This is a genomic window from Enterococcus larvae (assembly GCF_017830045.1).
In the GTDB taxonomy this organism is placed as follows: Bacteria; Bacillota; Bacilli; order Lactobacillales; family Enterococcaceae; genus Enterococcus_L; species Enterococcus_L larvae.
The window spans coordinates 264,637-281,860 of the sequence record NZ_JAEDXU010000004.1; the positions used below are offsets into that span (position 1 = coordinate 264,637).

Annotated in this window: 18 protein-coding genes; 3 read left to right on the forward strand and 15 right to left on the reverse strand. The window is 40.1% G+C overall.

The genetic code is table 11. The features are described 5' to 3' along the window. Positions 1–42: 42 nt before the first annotated feature. Both I6N96_RS09855 and I6N96_RS09860 read right to left on the reverse strand, forming a co-directional pair. Positions 43–2,478, reverse strand: a complete 2,436-nt coding sequence (locus I6N96_RS09855) for a CAP domain-containing protein (protein ID WP_209557384.1) — start codon at positions 2,476–2,478, stop codon at positions 43–45. Positions 2,479–2,743: 265 nt separating this feature from the next. Next, a complete protein-coding gene (locus I6N96_RS09860) occupies positions 2,744–4,141 on the reverse strand; it encodes a glycoside hydrolase family 1 protein (RefSeq protein ID WP_209557385.1) in 1,398 nt (465 codons plus the stop codon). Positions 4,142–4,298: 157 nt separating this feature from the next. On the opposite strand from I6N96_RS09860, the gene celB reads away from it, so the two are divergent. Both celB and I6N96_RS09870 read left to right on the forward strand, forming a co-directional pair. Continuing rightward, on the forward strand, positions 4,299–5,567 hold the full coding sequence (gene celB, locus I6N96_RS09865) for a PTS cellobiose transporter subunit IIC (protein WP_209557386.1): 1,269 nt from the start codon (positions 4,299–4,301) through the stop codon (positions 5,565–5,567). A gap of 325 nt (positions 5,568–5,892) precedes the next feature. Further along, on the forward strand, positions 5,893–6,612 hold the full coding sequence (locus I6N96_RS09870; protein WP_209557387.1) for a GntR family transcriptional regulator: 720 nt from the start codon (positions 5,893–5,895) through the stop codon (positions 6,610–6,612). Positions 6,613–6,681: 69 nt separating this feature from the next. Here the strand turns inward: I6N96_RS09870 and I6N96_RS09875 are convergent, their stop codons facing one another. From I6N96_RS09875 to I6N96_RS09895, 5 genes are all read right to left on the reverse strand, one after another. Further along, the gene (locus I6N96_RS09875; protein ID WP_209557388.1) at positions 6,682–7,062 is read right to left on the reverse strand and encodes a hypothetical protein; all 381 of its coding nucleotides are present in this window, start codon (positions 7,060–7,062) and stop codon (positions 6,682–6,684) included. A 410-nt stretch (positions 7,063–7,472) separates the two neighbouring features. Next, a complete protein-coding gene (locus I6N96_RS09880; protein WP_209557389.1) occupies positions 7,473–8,663 on the reverse strand; it encodes an iron-containing alcohol dehydrogenase in 1,191 nt (396 codons plus the stop codon). A 199-nt stretch (positions 8,664–8,862) separates the two neighbouring features. Continuing rightward, a complete protein-coding gene (locus I6N96_RS09885; RefSeq protein WP_209557390.1) occupies positions 8,863–9,861 on the reverse strand; it encodes a FecCD family ABC transporter permease in 999 nt (332 codons plus the stop codon). Further along, the gene (locus I6N96_RS09890) at positions 9,858–10,868 is read right to left on the reverse strand and encodes a FecCD family ABC transporter permease (protein ID WP_209557391.1); all 1,011 of its coding nucleotides are present in this window, start codon (positions 10,866–10,868) and stop codon (positions 9,858–9,860) included. Before I6N96_RS09890 ends, I6N96_RS09885 begins: the two co-directional genes overlap by 4 nt. Further along, positions 10,852–11,661 carry an ABC transporter ATP-binding protein gene (locus I6N96_RS09895; protein WP_209557392.1) on the reverse strand — a complete coding sequence of 270 codons (810 nt, stop codon included), beginning with the start codon at positions 11,659–11,661 and terminating at the stop codon, positions 10,852–10,854. Before I6N96_RS09895 ends, I6N96_RS09890 begins: the two co-directional genes overlap by 17 nt. A 318-nt stretch (positions 11,662–11,979) precedes the next feature. Between I6N96_RS09895 and I6N96_RS09900 the strand changes: the two genes are divergently transcribed. Further along, the gene (locus tag I6N96_RS09900) at positions 11,980–12,936 is read left to right on the forward strand and encodes an iron-hydroxamate ABC transporter substrate-binding protein (RefSeq protein WP_209557393.1); all 957 of its coding nucleotides are present in this window, start codon (positions 11,980–11,982) and stop codon (positions 12,934–12,936) included. A 288-nt stretch (positions 12,937–13,224) separates the two neighbouring features. Here I6N96_RS09900 and I6N96_RS09905 read toward each other — a convergent pair whose 3' ends face one another. From I6N96_RS09905 to I6N96_RS09935, 8 genes are all read right to left on the reverse strand, one after another. After that, a complete protein-coding gene (locus I6N96_RS09905; protein WP_209557394.1) occupies positions 13,225–13,740 on the reverse strand; it encodes a hypothetical protein in 516 nt (171 codons plus the stop codon). A 404-nt stretch (positions 13,741–14,144) separates the two neighbouring features. After that, a complete protein-coding gene (locus I6N96_RS19900) occupies positions 14,145–14,276 on the reverse strand; it encodes a hypothetical protein (RefSeq protein ID WP_283811185.1) in 132 nt (43 codons plus the stop codon). Positions 14,277–14,322: 46 nt separating this feature from the next. Further along, positions 14,323–14,682: a hypothetical protein gene (locus tag I6N96_RS09910; RefSeq protein WP_209557395.1), complete on the reverse strand. Its 360-nt coding sequence runs from the start codon at positions 14,680–14,682 to the stop codon at positions 14,323–14,325. An 18-nt stretch (positions 14,683–14,700) separates the two neighbouring features. Further along, positions 14,701–15,117 (reverse strand): hypothetical protein, encoded by a 417-nt coding sequence (locus I6N96_RS09915; protein ID WP_209557396.1) that lies wholly within the window; start codon positions 15,115–15,117, stop codon positions 14,701–14,703. Positions 15,118–15,339: 222 nt separating this feature from the next. Next, positions 15,340–15,867 (reverse strand): hypothetical protein, encoded by a 528-nt coding sequence (locus I6N96_RS09920; protein ID WP_209557397.1) that lies wholly within the window; start codon positions 15,865–15,867, stop codon positions 15,340–15,342. 17 nt (positions 15,868–15,884) lie between these two features. Continuing rightward, entirely contained in the window at positions 15,885–16,373 is a 489-nt protein-coding gene (locus I6N96_RS09925) for a hypothetical protein (protein WP_209557398.1), read from the reverse strand. A 92-nt stretch (positions 16,374–16,465) separates the two neighbouring features. Next, complete coding sequence (locus I6N96_RS09930; RefSeq protein ID WP_209557399.1) at positions 16,466–16,822, reverse strand: hypothetical protein; 357 nt, start codon at positions 16,820–16,822, stop codon at positions 16,466–16,468. 46 nt (positions 16,823–16,868) lie between these two features. Then, positions 16,869–17,222 (reverse strand): hypothetical protein, encoded by a 354-nt coding sequence (locus tag I6N96_RS09935; RefSeq protein ID WP_209557400.1) that lies wholly within the window; start codon positions 17,220–17,222, stop codon positions 16,869–16,871. Positions 17,223–17,224: the final 2 nt, after the last annotated feature.

Consider the following 17,224-nt stretch of genomic DNA (forward strand, 5'->3'; position numbering starts at 1 on the left):
ATAGCAAATCGAATCGACAACGCTTCTGTCAGCTTTTCTTACCTATTTTGAATACTTGAAGCTCACATAATAAGGCGCTCCTGCTTTACGGTTCGTCAGATGCACATACACATACGACCCTGCCTCATAACTTAGCGGCAGATTACCACCTGTTCCAGCACTTTTCCCACCTTGTGCACAATTGGCAAAGTAATACCCTCTCCATTGGGTATCATCATAAAAATTCGTTTCTATTCTGTGACTTGAAGTGGCTGTGTCCTGTGACCAAAGACTCTGCACATCATATTTAGCTGTTTCAGGCGCTTTAAATTTGATCCAGCCTGTTTGATTGGCATAAATGGTACCCATGCCAAAACCCATACCGAAATTTACTTCTACTTCTGCAGCCGTTTCCTGTGTCTGCCCTAAAGAAAACACCTCAACTTCTATAAGCTCTTCCTGATTACTTCCACTCATCTCTTTAATGCGAATGGTTGTTTTCCCAGGCGTTTTCCCGATGATTTTAAAACGATTAGCACCATCACTAACAACTTCAGCAATCGTTTCATCATCAGAAAAATACTGAACATCATTTGCTTTTGTTGTATAACTATCGACCGTGTATGAGAAGGACACTGAGTTGCCTGGATTCAGCAACGGCTTATATCTATATGGAATCGTTATTTGCTTAGTGTAAATAGGTTGCGCATCTTTCGTCGTTCGTTGTAGAACAAAATAAAACGGTTCGCCATCCATATTTGTAGAAAGCTTCAAATAGATATACTCTCCGGCACCATAGTAAACTGGCGCTTTTGACGATACCGAGGATGAATTAGACGTTCTTCTGTGCGCTGAATAATACCCCAAAGAACGATTCTCCCATTCATTATAGAAATTAATTTCTGATTTTTGATTGACTACATTGTTTCCATTCAATCCGCCTGCCAATGAATACATAGCTGCTTCATCCGCTTTGAATTTCACCCATCCTGTTTGATTGACGAAAATCCGAGAAGACTGACTGCTGGCTGCCGTAAAGCCTGGATTGATCTCAGGTGCATCCTCTTTTGTCGTTCCTGGTTGAACGGTTGCAACAGAAGCCTTGATGGTTTTGCTGATTTTTCCATCCTCTGTTTTAGCTGTAATCGTGACACTACTTCCTGTAGCAGTTTTTGCTGTAAGAATTCCTTCTTGAGACACACTGACTAAATTAGCATTGGAGCTGCTCCAGATTATTTTCCCTGCATATTCCGCATCCTCTGGTGAGTATGTTAAGTTCAGCTTTCGTTCTTCACCCTGTTGCATTTTGATAAAGGACTCCTCAAAATTGATGTCTTCCAACGGTACTTTGTATTCCTTATTCAAATCATACAGTCTCGTTGTATATTCATAAGAATCTTGTTTTCCACTCAGGCCTTCCACTTTAACAGTGAATTCATCACCTTCCGCATAACTGATTTCATCCGGTGCAAAGACTACGGTATCATAGCCCCAGCTATTTGCCGCAACTGTAAATTCACCATCTTTTTGTGTATTTGAAAAGTGCCATTCCTGACCACTTTTATTATTTGTCATTGTGACCTTCAACTTGTTCTGGTCAAAATCGTAACCATTTGAATTAAAACTTGCGGACCACCGAAGATTATAGCTATATTTTTTCATACTTTGTAAAGGAAAAACTGATTCTGTCGGCCAAGTAACAATCGAATCATCAGATACAGTATACGAACCATCTCCTTGAGCATAAAGGGCAGCTGAGTATTCAACCTCTCTTCTTTCAGGAACATCCAGCTGGGCAAACCCAAAGCCGATCGTTTGATACCACGGATTCAAAACAATTCTCCGGTGACCAACAGTTTGATTTCCATTACCATAATCAAACATATATAAATCACTATACTCGTTTAGGGTTGGTACTGCTTCTCCGTAAAACGGACTGCGAACGCTCCGCGCTAAATTGCTTAAACGAGCACCATTAGAAGCTTCCTGCCAAAATTGATCCGTCATTCCCGTCGGTTTCGGATATTTCGTTCCGATATAATGATCGATCACGCGAAGTGAAGCGATTCCTACTGCAGCATGCTGGGCAGTACTTACCCTTGCTGGTGAGACTGTAACAGGAGTCAGGCCTGCGCTCTCCCGTAACAGATTAATATAATCTGTTGCATTTTCCAATGTAGATGACTTGAACGTCCCTGTCGTATACTGATCCGGACCAATGATTGGTGCAACATCGAATTTATCATCAACAGCTTCCTTGCTACGTATCTCTTTATACCTTTTCTGATAGTCTTGAATTTTCCTTACCTGTTCTACAGAAAAATCTGTCGCTGTCGAGGCACTCAAAGGATTTATCGAGCTATCTGCCGACACTTCCGTTCGTCCCTCTTCAATCACACCCTCAACAGGTATCTGTGTTTCATCTGCAAACACCATTCCATCGTGACACGTCAGAACAGCTAACACAGCCGCACCAAATAACCATTTTTTCTTTTTCATGTTATTTCCTCCTTTTTATTCGTAACTTACATACCCAACTTGTGTAAGTTTACAACTAAAATAATAACATACGTTTTGCACAAAAAAATATTTTTTCGATTTTTTTGAATGTTTTCGACTTCAAAGAATATTTTAATCGAAAACACTACAATCAATTATTTATTCATCGAAAGATCTCCAATCACTATCTTGCTGCTCATTAACTGTTCAAACAAAAAAATACTCCAGAACACAGTTTAATCATGCTCTGGAGTATTTTTTATTATTAGTCGTCAAATCCGTTATTTTCAGCTACTGTTTTAAACCAATGACCAGATTTCTTGATCATGCGTTTTCCATCTTGATCCAAGTCTACTGAAATGAAGCCGTAGCGATTTTTATAGGCATTCATCCAAGACCAGTTATCCATACATGTCCACATATGGTAACCCAGACAGCCGCTGCCTTCTTCCAACGCTTGATGTACATAGCGCAGATGATCGGTTACAAACGCAATACGGTAATCATCTTCAATTGCCCCTTCAGCATTGCGGTAGCGCTCTTCTCCTTCAACACCCATCCCATTTTCAGAGATGTAACAAGGAATGTTGCCGTAGTTTTCCCGAACATTTGTAAGAATATCGTAGATACCTTTTTCATAGATTTCCCAGCCGCGGTAAGGATTCATTTTCTTCCCGGGCATATCGTAATTGTCAAAATAATCATCTGGCATCGGTCCATGTGTATGGTCAATTTTAGATTCCTTCGCTTTGATCCGGCGCGGCTGATAATAGTTAATCCCTAAAAGATCGATCGTATTCTCTTTGATAAGAGCCAAATCGCCTTCTTCCATTGCCGGAACCATATCTAATTCTTTAACAATTTCAACAAGTTCTGCAGGAAATTCGCCCTTGACAGACGGGTCAAGAAACGAGCGGTTGAAAAAGGCATCTGCGATTGCCGCTGCTTTTACATCAGCAGGATCATTTTCATCTCGTGGATAACTTGGTGTTAGATTCAAGATAATCCCAATTTGTCCATCCAGCCCTAATTCATGATAGGCCTTTACTGCTAATGCATTAGAAAGAACTTCATGATAGCCCACCTGAACAGCGTGCTTCATGTTGATCTCTTCCGGATAATGGAACTGATACAAGTACCCGCCTTCAACTGGAACAATCGGTTCATTATGGGTAAACCATTTCTTCACTCGATCACCAAATAACTCAAAACAGATTTTCGCATAAGCAACATAGGCATCCACCGTTTCTCTGTTTAGCCAGCCGCCTTTCTCTTGAAGCGTCAATGGCATATCGAAATGATATAGATTCATGAATGGTTCGATTCCAGCGTCAATCAAACTATTAATATAATCGTTATAGAAATCAACCGCTTTTTGATTGACCTCTCCTGTCCCATTAGGAATCAAGCGACTCCATTGAATGGATGTTCTAAAACTATTGTGCCCAGTTTCTTTCATTAATTGAATATCTTCTTTGTATTTTGTATAAACCTGAGAGGTTTTTTCCGGTCCTACCTGATCGAAAAACTTTTCAGGTGACTGTTGGTACCAGTAATCCCAGATACTCTCTCCCTTACCATCTCCGGCAACACGCCCCTCTGTTTGAGGTCCGCTTGCAGCTGATCCCCACCAAAACCCTTTTGGAAATTTGTATGTTGTCATTAATCATCTATCCTTTCTTTCTCTTTTCCACTTCATGATAAGTTACTTTTAGACAAAAATCAATCTTTTTAATTAAATGACTAGACATTATTTTATAAAGATGCTATATTTAAAATGTAATCGATTGCAACAAAAATTATTCAATGGGGTGATAATTATGAATAGCTTTATGGACAAACTCGGCGAAAAAATCATGCCGCTGGCCAACTGGCTAGGTCAAAATCGCTATTTAACTGTTTTAAGAGATGCTTTCATGCTTTCCTTTCCACTAACTATGTTTGGTTCAATCGTCGTTGTTTTCAACAACCTGCCGTTTTTTAGCGATGATTTGAAAGGAACGCTAGGAAACTTGTTCGGTAACGGGCAAAATGCAACAATGAGTATCATGACTGTCTTCGTTACTTTTGGTATCGGCTATTATTTATCTAAATCTTATGATGTAGAAGGGATTTTCGGCGGAGCGGTTTCTTTTGCCAGCTTCCTGATCCTGACGCCTTTCTTCATGAGTACTGAAAGCGGCGAAACTGTAAGCGGTGTCTTAAGCTTAGATCGTTTAGGCGCTAAAGGAATGTTTATCGGTATGTTTGCTGCATTCGTTGCTGCTGAGATCTATTGCCGTATCACAAAACGAGGCTGGCAGATCAAGATGCCTGACGGCGTTCCACCAGCAGTAACCAAATCCTTTGCTGCATTGATCCCAGCGGTGCTGACATTAACTGTATTTCTATTCATCAATGCTGCGGTAACAGGATTTTTCAACACCAATCTTCATGATGTCGTTTATGAACTGATCCAAAAACCATTGACTGGCTTAGGCAGCAGCTTGCCGGCAACATTGATTGCTTTGTTCTTCGTTCAATTCCTATGGTTCTTCGGGCTTCACGGACAAATCATTGTCAACTCAGTGATGGACCCAATCTGGAACACATTGATGCTGGATAATCTAGAAGCTTACCAATCAGGTAAAGAGCTGCCTCACATCATTACAAAACCATTCATGGAAACCTTCACTGTTGGTTTAGGTGGTTCCGGTATGACTCTGGCAGTTGTTTTGATCATGGCCTTCTTCCTGAAGAAAAAACAATACAGAGATGTTGGTCGTTTAGCTCTAGCACCAGGAATCTTCAACGTAAATGAACCTGTCATCTTCGGTCTGCCGATCGTGCTTAACGCATCGATTTTCATTCCTTGGCTGTTAGCACCACTAGTCGTTACGACATTCAACTATCTGGTCATGGCAGCTGGAATAGTCCCTGCACCAACTGGTGTGTCTGTTCCATGGACTGTACCAATCATTGCCAGCGGTGTTTTGGCAACGAACTCATGGTTAGGTGGTCTCCTTCAAATCATTGACTTCCTGATTGTTGGAGTGATTTGGTACCCATTCTTAAAAATTATGGACAAACAGGTCGATGTTGACATTTAATTTTTAAAGCAAAAAAAGATTGTTTATCACATAAAAGAGGCTGAGACAGAAGTGTTTAGCTACAAGCAATAAGCCGGAATTCACGAAAATTGTTTCACAAATTTTTGTTGAATTCCGGCTTATTGTCGTAGGAGCTGCTTCTGACTCGCCGTTTATTCGGATTTAGGGTATGGAAAAGAGTGGCAACAGATTATTGTCCCACTCTCTTTTATACTCAAAAAACTTCTTAGAATAGTAAGAACATAACTAGTCAAACACCTTTTCAATAAGAATATGATTGTAGAAAACCAAAGAGTTCGTTATACTCAGATTGAGGTGAACATTTATGCCAAAATACGAAGAAATCGCAAATATATTAAGAGAACGAATTAAAAATAAAACTTACCCGGTTGACAGCCTTTTGCCAAACCAAACAGATTTGGTGGAAGAATTTTCCGTTAGTCGGATGACCATAAAAAAAGCAGTAAATATTTTGACGATGGAAGGACTTGTCTACTCCCAACGAGGGGCCGGTACTCGGATATTGGATCACTCTTTCTGGGATAAAGACACTTCCCCAGCGAATGAATACCAAGGATTGAGCATCCAGATGGCCGCTGCCAATCGAAAATTATCTAGTCGAGCTATCTTATTCGAAGTAGAATTTCCAAGTAAAGATGTACAGGAACGACTGCTGATCCCCGCAGAACAGCCGGTTTATAAAATCATTCGTCTGAGGATTCTGGAAGATATCCCCTATGTGCTGGAGCATACATATATGCCTGTTGATTTGGCTCCCGGCCTAACAAATGAGATTCTGGAGCATTCTATTTACGAATACTTGAGAAAAGAGCTTGGAATTCAATTCGCTGGAGCCTTTAGAACTATTCAAGCGGCCAAAAGTGATTCCTATGATCAAGAATACCTGAATTGCGGTGTCAACGACCCTGTACTTGAAGTAGAACAAGTCGTTTACCTAAAGAATGGGCGTCCTTTAGAATATTCCCGCAGCCGTAATCGATATGATCAGCGAGGATATTCTGTTTTGGATGTGAAAGGGATTTAGCAACTACAATCAAAAAAACTGAGATGCCCATCGGCAGTCTCAGTTTTTTATCTTCCAGCTATTCATTGATCAATTGGCCAATAGATAGCGATTGATCAGCAACAATAAATGATCCTTTACTCGATTAGTGAATGGTCGATATTCAATGAAAACGACCTCTAAATAGAAAAATTTACTCTCCTTATTTATTACCTTCACTCTCAAGCCTTGCTTTTTACAATATGATTTTATGTACTTGAATACCTTATTAAAGCTCCGCTTATTCAAATATTTGGACTCAATCCCCAGCTTAGTGAATAAGTGACTAGAAGCGATCCCTACGAAACCATCTTTGATAATTAGAGGATCGTTCAGCTCCTCTAGTAGATAGTTGCCGAAGGCTTTTGTCAAAATCGTCAACGTCTGTCTCAGCGTTTCTTCTTCTCTTTTTCGAATTTCTTCCTTAATCACTACTACTCTATCCTTGATCATTCCTTGTTTTAACAACCTCTCTTGATTTTCTGTATGATTGGGTACAAACCTTCCAAAAAACACATACACTGATGAAAATGCAACAAACCAATAATGCTATTGCGGCAAAACAATCGTCATTCTCCATAATTCTGAATACTATAAACGTATTACAATCTCAACGGCATTTCAATTATAATGAATGTTTTTTAATTTTCAACAACGAGTATCTAAAATAGAAATATTGAGCCTAAAAACATTGACTTACAAAGAATGACTGCTCCCTCCACAGCATACACTCATCTTCCAAACACGTTATATTATCAAGCGATTTCTGCACAGTAAAAAACAGCCCTATGCCTTTCCAGATAAGAAGGGCATAAGAGCTGTCATGATGATTCAATGACGATCTACAGATAAGAAGATTCTGTCAAACACTCCTGATAAATAGTTGTTACGTCAGCCGCACTCAGCGGTACATAGGCTGCTGTTTCGATTGTACTATGCTCAACTGCCTGTTCCGCCATCACAGTCAGCTTGTCTTCGTTGATGCCAACCTCCGGCAGTGTCATCGGAATCCCGCAGGACTTAAAGAAGTCGTAAGTTGCTTGAATTCCTTTTTTCGCAGCTGTGAAAGGATCTTCTTCTGTTATCCCCCAGACATTATGGGCAAACTGCTGGAATTTACCCACTGTTTTATCAGAAAGAATGTAGTTCATCCAACGAGGGGTCAAAATTGCCAGACCTACGCCATGCGTAATATCATAAAAAGCACTTAACTCGTGCTCCATTGGGTGACAGGACCAAGCGCCCCCTTTACCGTCTCCAGTCAAACCATTCAGCGCCAAGCTGCTGGCCCACATCAGGTTTGCCCGTGCATCATAATCTTCCGGTGATTCAAGTGCTATTGGACAGTTTTTGATTACTGTCTTCATCAATCCTTCAGAAATCCCGTCCTGTACATCCGTTCCTTCTGTCACTTTAAAATAGTTCTCAAACAAATGACTCAGGATATCCGCTGAGCCTGCTGCTGTTTGATATTGAGGAACAGTATACGTATTTTGCGGATCTAAAAACGACGCTTTAGGCATCATTGATGCAGCACCGACTCCCAGCTTCTGGTTCGTCGATAAATTACTGATTACTGCGCCGCTATTCATTTCACTACCTGTTGCTGCCAAAGTAAGGATTGTCACTAACGGTAATGCCGGTCCATCAAATGTACGACGTGCCAGAACTAGATCCCAAGCAGATTTCTCAAAATAGAAACCAGCCGCAACGACTTTCGCACAGTCGATTGTTGACCCGCCGCCGACAGCCAGAATCACATCTACTTTGTGTTCGCGACATAAAGCAACGCCTCGATCAACAGTTTCCGTTCGAGGATTCGGCTCAATCCCGCTTAACTCAATTACTGTATTTCCGTTTGCTTCCATCAGCTGAATCAGCTGATCGTACAAGCCGTTTTTCTTGATACTGCCGCCGCCATACGCCAGCAGAACTGTCTTACCATACACATTCAAAACATCCGCCAATTCGTCCGTCAGACGATCCTTACCGAAACGGACATCAGTTGGTACATAAAAACGAAAATTATCCATTCTTTCACCCACTTTAAAAGTATAGTTTTAATTCAATTCCATCATATACTTTTTTCAACACTTCTGCCAGTCACTGATGCTTAATAGAGGCAATCATTTTTCCAAACAACCAAAAGTAAAACGACGACAGTGTCCAGTTGATAAATACAAAAAAACTGAGGTAGAAATGAGTTCCGCCTCAGATAGTTGCTTTTATATTTCACTGATCATTTTTCAATAGCAAATATAAGAAATATGGTGCTCCAATGATTGCTACAATCACACCTGCAGGTATTTCTCCCGTGGGCAGCAGCAGTCGCCCCAACGTATCACTCAACAGCAGCAGCAAGCCGCCAGTCAAAAGTGATGCCGGTAGTAAATTCATATGCTTTTTGATCCCCAGCCCACGAACGATATGCGGTGAAATCAGCCCAAGAAAGCCGATGCCGCCGGTCACAGAAATAGCGGCAGCTGCGGCAACAACCGCCAAAACCAGAGAAAGCAAGCGTTCCCGTCCAACATTTACGCCAACAGAAACAGCTGTCTCATCTCCCAACTGCAGGATATCATAGATTCGATGCCTGCTCATCGCCGCCAAGAAACAGATCAACAGCCATGGGATCATTGCAACCACAAAGGACCAGTTGCTTCCCCAGATACTTCCCGCTTGCCACATCGTCACAAATCGATAATTTTCAGAATCCAGCTTGGTGGTCAATAAAATTGTCATGGCAGAAATACCTGTACTTAAAACCACCCCTGTCAGAATCATTCGAACCGGTGTCAGTCCCTTTCGCTTATCGAAAGCAATCAATACAATCCCTCCGGCAGCAGCCAAAGCACCTATCAAGGCCACAAACGGCAATAGAAAGACAGTTGCTGTCGTCGTTTCAACAAAGCTGATAAACAATAGTACGGTAAATCCTGCACCAGCATTGATCCCTAGAATCCCTGTATCTGCTAATGGGTTCCTTGTCACGCTTTGCAAAATCGTGCCGCTCATTCCCAGAGCCCCGCCAGCCAACACAGCTAGGATGATCCTCGGCAAGCGAAAATCAAGAATCAATAGTCTCTGCGCTCTACTTCCAGACCCACCAATAACTGCCCACAGATCACTCGCTGAAATCGCCAATTGGCCATGAGTTAAACTATAAAAGGCTACTACAATAATCAGACCAGCAACACTCAGGTAAAATCCAGTAAGTTTCTTTTTGCTCATCCCAGATTCCCTCCTTTACGAAACAAATAAATAAAGAAGGGGATACCGATAACTGCTACCACTGCGCCGAATGGTGTCTCAAAAGGCGGATTGATCATACGAGCTGCAAAGTCTGCCAACACGACCAATAAGGCACCGCCAACAGCCGTGAACGGAATTAGCTTGCGATAATTTTCTCCCGCAAAAAAGCGCATCATATGAGGAACAATCAGACCGACAAAGCTGACCGAGCCAGCAATAGCCACCGAAAGCCCTGATAAAATCAAAATCAGCAGACTGACGATCAGACGAATACGTTGCGGATTTTTTCCTAAGCTGACAGCCGTATCATCCCCGAAGCGCAGAATAGTCACTGAAGAACTGAAGCCGATCGCCAGCAGTAATGCCAACAGAAAGAACGGTGCTGCAACTTGCAGCTGCTTCCAAGAAATCGCACTAACTCCCCCCAATGACCAAAATGTAATGTCTTGACTCAAATTGAATTGCAAAGCAATAAACTGACTGATTGAGATAAATAGGGCACTGATCCCCGCACCCGCCAACACCAGACGAATCGGTGTTGCTCCACGGCTTGAGCGTTTGGATATAAAATAGATGATCGCAATACTGACACCTGCGCCTAAAAAAGAAACCAGCAGTATTTGCCAATACCCCGCAGATGGAAAGAAGGCGAAAACAAACGCCAACCCTAAAGCTGCCCCTGCATTGACCCCCATAAGCCCCGAGTCTGCCAATGGATTTTGAGTGATTCCTTGAGCCAAGCCGCCGCTGACTGCCAAGCTCGTACCAACCAGCACCGCCCCCAACACTCTCGGAAGACGAATCGAGTAGATAACTTGATGCAGCTGATTCTGCTTATCAAAGTGCCAAAGCGCCTCCCAAAATGTTTCAAGCGGTACTTGAACTGCACCATATCTGATCGATATCATTATTGCAATGATAAGAAGAAACAATAAGGAAATAAAGGAGAGCCATTGATGCTGCTGCAGTTTAGCTTTCAAGGTCATCACCATTCTCCTTCATCATCTCATAAGAAAGAAGTAACGGCCGCTGGGTTTTGCCGTGACAGACAATCTCTGCTTCAATCGCAAAGACTTGCTTCAGCGTCTCAGCTGTAATCACTTCCGAAGGCGTTCCCTCCTTCAGTACCTGTCCTTGCTTCATTGCAATGACTCGATCTGAAAAACGTGAGGCAAGATTGATATCATGAATCGTCATAACGATCGTTTTCTTGTGCTCCTTATTGATCATTTTCAATACATTCAAGATTTCCAGCTGATGTGCCGGGTCCAAATAGGTAGTCGGCTCATCTAACAGCAACACCTCTGTATCCTGAACAAGCGCCATAGCGATCCAAACCCTTTGACGTTGACCGCCGGATAGGATGGCAACAGATTCTCGAGCCAATTCTGTCAAACCTGTCATTTCCAATGCCCATTGGATATATTTCTGGTCTTGGTTTGTCAGATTTTTCCAACCAGATTGATAAGGATGACGCCCAAAAGAAACCAAATCGAAGACGGATAGATCAATTGCGCTTTCCGGATTCTGCGACAGGATCGCCAGCTTTCGTGCGATTTCCTTTGATGTATATTGATTCAACGCTTTACTTTCCAATAGAACATGTCCTTTGATTTCCGGTTGGATTCGCGCTAATGTTTTCAACAATGTCGATTTCCCACAACCATTAGGGCCAATAATACTAGTAATTGTTCCTGCTTCAAAAGAGCAGTTCAATTTTTCGCTGATGGTTTCCTTACCGTAGCCTGTTGCCAGCTCTTCAGTAGATAAAATTGCCATAGTTTTCCTTCCCCTGCGAAGTCCTTATTTTTTTCTTACTCCGTCGTCATATTGAGAATCATTCTCAACAGACCGCACTTAATTATAAGAAACTCTCCTTCAAAAAGCAATGATATTTAAACGAACAACTATTTTACAAAAGATCTTATTCAAAATCACTTTATTTTTCAGATAAGGATTGACAAAACCATCTATATAAATGATAATGAGAATCATTATCATTTATATGAGAAACACGGAACATTAAGATTTGTAAATCAAACAAACGAGGCAATTATCTGACTCACTTTATCAATAAAACAACGGGGAGAGAACAACATGAAATTATTCAATAAATACACTGCTTTAGGCTTATCTTTATTAGTAGGCGGATCACTACTTGCCGCCTGCGGTTCAACTGATTCTTCATCAGATAGCACAACAGAAAGTACTTCTGCAAAAGAACGAGTAATGACTGATGCTCTAGGCAATGAAGTAACGATTCCAGCGAATCCAAAGAAGATCATCGGAAGCTATTTGGAAGACTATCTGGTTGCATTGGATGTGACGCCTGTTGCCCAATGGACAGTTAACAACTCAAGCATTCAAGATTATCTACAGGATGAACTAGACGGGATACCTACAATTTCATATGACTTGCCGTACGAAGAAGTCCTAAAATATGAACCCGACCTATTATTGGTTAGCTCTTCTGCGCTTGTAGAAGGTGGAAAATACGATGAATACAGTAAAATCGCACCAACCTATGTGGTAAAAAATGGTGACGATGTCACTTGGAGAGATCAACTCTTAGATGTCGGTGCTGTTTTAGACAAAGAGGACGAGGCTGAAGCAGTCCTTTCTGACTACGATACTCTTGCAGAAAAAACAAAAGAAGAACTGGCTGATAAAGCAGGAGATCAATCTGCTGCAGTTCTATGGATCACAAATAATCAAGCATTCATGGTTGGAGAAACTCGGTCAAGTGGTGCTGTTCTTTATGGGGATCTTGGCTTGAAGGTACCTGACTTGGTCAAAGAAATTTCAGCATCTGCCACAGCGGATTGGAGTAGCGTCTCTTTAGAAAAGCTGGCTGAATTGGATGCCGACAACCTTTTCGTCATCAACAGCGACGAAGCAGATCCATTCTTCCAAGAAGAGGTTTGGAAAAATCTCCCTGCTGTCAAAAATGATAAAGTCTTCACCTTCGGAGGAGATTCAGGCTGGCTATACAACGGTCCTATCGCTTACACAAAGATCATCGAAGATGTGAAAACATCCTTGCTGGGTGAATAGAAAACTATGTACTATTTCCCTAATCATATATAGTTAAAAATATGAAGAAGCTGAACTGATTTGGAGTTAACATCCAAAATCAATTCAGCTTTTCTTGCTTGTTCAAGCATTATAGGCAGCGAATAATACACATCTATGCATGATCATCTTTGATTCCATGCTCTACTATATAATTCTTTTTCAAAATCATGTATTCTTCATTATCTTCTTTTTAGCAATATTCTCCCATTCTTTTACATGTATTCCCTTTCTCAGAGTTCAACGATTCTACTCCATAAAGCTAACTCGTTAGTTATATATGCATATATTATCACCAAACAACTCCAAACCTGCTTTCATAACATTCCTAATCTTAATAATTTCATTATCGTTCCATTCAGGGACATATTCTTTTCCAGAAGTATTGATTGTCGGTAGGTTATTTCCATGAAAGAGCTTAACATAAATATTATCGTAATCATTACCATTACCAATAAAAATTTTCTTGATAGAAAAGGATACATCATCAAAAAAATTCCATAAAGTCAAAAACTCTGAATTATCAAAAGCTATTTGTTTTTCATTTAACCAATGTGCCAATTTATCTAAATCAATTGTTTCTTCTGCCATGTCGCTTTCTTCTAAATCAATTTTGTTCCTTTTTACATACTTCTCAATGTCTTCTTTATTTTGAAAAAGCAGGATTTTTTCTTGCTCACTAACATAAAAATCTTTTTCATCAATACATTCTATAACGTATTGTTTCAATTGCTTATATATAAGCAATTGATATAAATATACTGTTTCTTCATCGTTATAATCCAATTATTTCCCTCCTCATTTGAAACCTCTATCTCCATATTTTTTAAGTTTCTTTAATTCTGGATTTTTTTATTCCAGTTTCCCTTTCCATATTTTCCATCCATTAATTTCTCAGCAAACCCATTTCCATTCTCATCAACGTATGGTCTTTCTCCTTCTGCCCTGTCATTTGCCTTTTTTTCCACTGCCAGATATAGGTGTCTTATATTCTTTTTTCTCACTCAATTGTATATTTGATGCATTCTTCATCTGATCCAGAAACTGCTGGCCAACCTTCAGTGCTCCCAGCCCTTTCACAAGCTTAACGGCATACTATTAAAAAAACCAAGCCGATTTCAGAATATCTCAACCAGCTTGACTCTCCCCATCTATTCAAGATCATCTTTGATTCCATGTTCTCTCGCAAATCATAGTCCATTATCTGCGTAAGCAAAGCTTATTCCACTGTGAACAATTTCTTCAAATGTCGATGCTTCGCTAAAAACGTGTTCCAAATTCAAAGCATCTGGGTAAAATATCTCAAACAATACGTATTTCATTCACATCTCCAATAACAGACCTCAGTACTTTATTCGCTCGCTATAACTAATTTTCTTTATCAAACTCCGCAAGAATTGAGTCCTTCACAGCCATATACTCATTTACCGCTTCATCAATTTTTCTTACAGCTATTTCCTGCCATGCCTCAATCAACTTTTCCATTTTCGCTTCATAATTCTCTTCTTCGGGCTCTATCTCCATATCTCCACCAAAGCCTGCCATATCTTCAATGTTATAAACAATTCCTTTTTGACCCGCATAAGCTAACTCATTATCTGCATAGGTAAATTTCACCTCTTTGTACATCAATTCTTCCAGATTTGATGTATGTGTAAGCACTTCTTCCAACTTCACTCGTTCATCATCAAAATAGACTTCTAATAATACATGCTTCATTCGCAGCATTCAATACACCTCATTTTATTAATAGTTATGTTTCGGTAAAAAATCCTTTACTCTTATATTTCCATTTGAGTCTTTTTCGTACGTTAGTCTTCCACTTCCCCTACGCGGACCAAACCCTTTTATGTCTATCCCTCGCTCTCCACGCCTATCATAACCGAGAGCATGATCATTCAAACCAGTTTTATCTCCCTTTGCCAATTTATCCAACGCTTTATCTAATGCTTTCTTTTGCTCAGGGGAAAGCTTCTTTATCTTCCGCTGAACATTTTTAGGTATCTCAATTTCAACCTCTTCAGCATCGCTCCTAGATATCGTGATACCATTCTTCATCTGATCCAGAAACTGCTGACCAACCTTTAGTGCTCCCAGCCCTTTCACAAGCTTGTCTATAGCACCCAGGTTTCCAAATATTCCGGCTCCTGGAAGATAGGTCACTTCATTTTTGATGATCTTCAGTTCTTTTACGGTATACTATTTAAAAAACCAAGCCGACTTCAGAATATCTCAATCAGCTTGACTCTCCTCAGTTATTCAAGATCATCTTTGATTCCATGTTCTGCACTCTATTGCATCGTTATGATTAAAAAGCTGACTAAATTTCGGAATAGTTCAAATCCAGTCAGCTTCATTTGCTCGAACAGAAATCTTTTCATCCAACTATTCGAATAGATATCTTCCTATCGTTACATCTTCTGGCTCTACATTCTCCAAACGAACCCCTTCTAATGGAATCCTTAAGTCGTCTGGATCTACTCTATCAAATTTTTCATCTAAATTTAGCAATATATTACTAAATTTCTCTTCCAATTTTTCATTTTTAAATTGATCTAAGAGTACAATTCTCAATTTTCCCTCTTCCGGTATATACATTGCCTTATCCATATAAAAAAAAGGACTAATAGCAGAAATTTTTAAACTGATAAACTCAATGTAGCCGCGCTGAATCACTTCTTCTCTTGCTTTAACTGTAAAAAAAGATTTACTTAACTGAATATCTTCCATAAACATATATGCAAAACAACGTCCATAATTAAAATCTGTCATATGCAGAAAAGTAATCCCGTCCATGTTATCTAGTAATAGATAATCTAATGTATCTATCTTTAAATAATTTCTCAGTGTATAACCATAATCGCCCTCATTCAAGGTTCTATTTACAAAATCTATTGCTAACTTACTTTTCATATCATTTCCTCTTTCTATCATTTGTGTATTGGATAACCATGAATATTTCCATACCGATCAGTATGAACTTTAATCCAGGTTTCCCCCTCACTGCCGACAACTTTTCCCGTATCATATTCCTTTACTGTACCAAACTCCCCATTTCTATCTGGAACATCCTCCCCATTCATCCAACCTTCTTGAGTTTCAGGGACACCATTAGTTCCTTCTGTCCAAGTATTTTTCTTTTCTCCTTTTTCCTTAGACTGATTATTATTTTTATGCCCTATAACATGCTTTCCTTGTTTTCCGGCTGCTACTGGATTACCACCCTCTACACCGCCATCAACTTGTCTTTGGTGGGGAAGCTCATCAGTTCCATTAACTTCCCTTACCTTCACAAGACTCGGCGCATTCTTCATCTGATCCAGAAACTGCTGGCCAACCTTTAGTGCTCCCAGCCCTTTCACAAGCTTGTCTATAGCACCCAGGTTTCCAAATATTCCGGCTCCTGGAAGATAGGTCACTTCATTTTTGATGATCTTCAGTTCTTTTACAGTATACTATTTAAAAAGCCAAGCTGACTTCAGAATATCTCAATCAGCTTGACTCTCCTCAGTTATTCAAGATCATCTTTGATTCCATGTTCTATCTTATAGTTCTTTTTCAAAATCATGTATTCTTCATAGGCCTCTTGCACTTTATTTTTAGCGATTTTCTCCCACTCTTTTTTCAACTGTACATTATGCTCATGGTAATCACTTAAGCTTGGATCGATATCCATATCTCCACAAAAACCAACAAAGTCTTCTAGCTTGTGTACAATACCATGTTCCCCAGCAAAACACAGTTTGTTTTCTGCGTAAGTAAAGCTAATTCCACTGTGAACAATTTCCTCAAATCTTGCTGCTTCGCTAAAAACGTGTTCCAAATTCAAAGCCTCTGGGTAAAATATCTCAAACAATACGTGTTTCATTCACCTCTCCAATAACAGACCTCAGTACTTTATTCGCTCGCTATAACTAATTTTCTTTATCAAACTCCGCCAGAACAGAGTCTTTCACTGCCATATACTCTTTCATTGCCTCATCAATTTTTTTCACAGCTATTTCTTGCCATTTTTCAATCAGCTTTCCCCTCTTTGCCTCATAGTTTTCTTCTTCGGGATCTATCTCCATATCTCCGCCAAAACCTGCCAAATCTTCAATATTATAAACAATTCCTTTCGAACCTGCATAAGCGAGCTCGTAAGGAGCATAGGTAAAACTAATACCACTCGCAACTAGCTCTTCAAAAGAAGTAGTATCATCAAATAATTTTTCTAGATCAAGCCCATCTTCATAATAGATTTCAAATAATACATGTACCATTTCCATAT

Coding starts and splice junctions, on each gene's coding strand:
- I6N96_RS09855 (WP_209557384.1), bottom strand. CDS start 2,478: ATGAAAAAGAAAAAATGGTTATTTGGTGCGGCTGTGTTAGCTGTTCTG.
- I6N96_RS09885 (WP_209557390.1), bottom strand. CDS start 9,861: ATGAGCAAAAAGAAACTTACTGGATTTTACCTGAGTGTTGCTGGTCTG.
- I6N96_RS09920 (WP_209557397.1), bottom strand. CDS start 15,867: ATGAAAAGTAAGTTAGCAATAGATTTTGTAAATAGAACCTTGAATGAG.
- I6N96_RS09870 (WP_209557387.1), top strand. CDS start 5,893: ATGCCAAAATACGAAGAAATCGCAAATATATTAAGAGAACGAATTAAA.
- I6N96_RS09860 (WP_209557385.1), bottom strand. CDS start 4,141: ATGACAACATACAAATTTCCAAAAGGGTTTTGGTGGGGATCAGCTGCA.
- I6N96_RS09930 (WP_209557399.1), bottom strand. CDS start 16,822: ATGAAACACGTATTGTTTGAGATATTTTACCCAGAGGCTTTGAATTTG.
- I6N96_RS09900 (WP_209557393.1), top strand. CDS start 11,980: ATGAAATTATTCAATAAATACACTGCTTTAGGCTTATCTTTATTAGTA.
- I6N96_RS09890 (WP_209557391.1), bottom strand. CDS start 10,868: ATGACCTTGAAAGCTAAACTGCAGCAGCATCAATGGCTCTCCTTTATT.
- I6N96_RS19900 (WP_283811185.1), bottom strand. CDS start 14,276: ATGAAATACGTATTGTTTGAGATATTTTACCCAGATGCTTTGAATTTG.
- I6N96_RS09935 (WP_209557400.1), bottom strand. CDS start 17,222: ATGGAAATGGTACATGTATTATTTGAAATCTATTATGAAGATGGGCTT.
- celB (WP_209557386.1), top strand. CDS start 4,299: ATGAATAGCTTTATGGACAAACTCGGCGAAAAAATCATGCCGCTGGCC.
- I6N96_RS09910 (WP_209557395.1), bottom strand. CDS start 14,682: ATGCTGCGAATGAAGCATGTATTATTAGAAGTCTATTTTGATGATGAA.
- I6N96_RS09880 (WP_209557389.1), bottom strand. CDS start 8,663: ATGGATAATTTTCGTTTTTATGTACCAACTGATGTCCGTTTCGGTAAG.
- I6N96_RS09895 (WP_209557392.1), bottom strand. CDS start 11,661: ATGGCAATTTTATCTACTGAAGAGCTGGCAACAGGCTACGGTAAGGAA.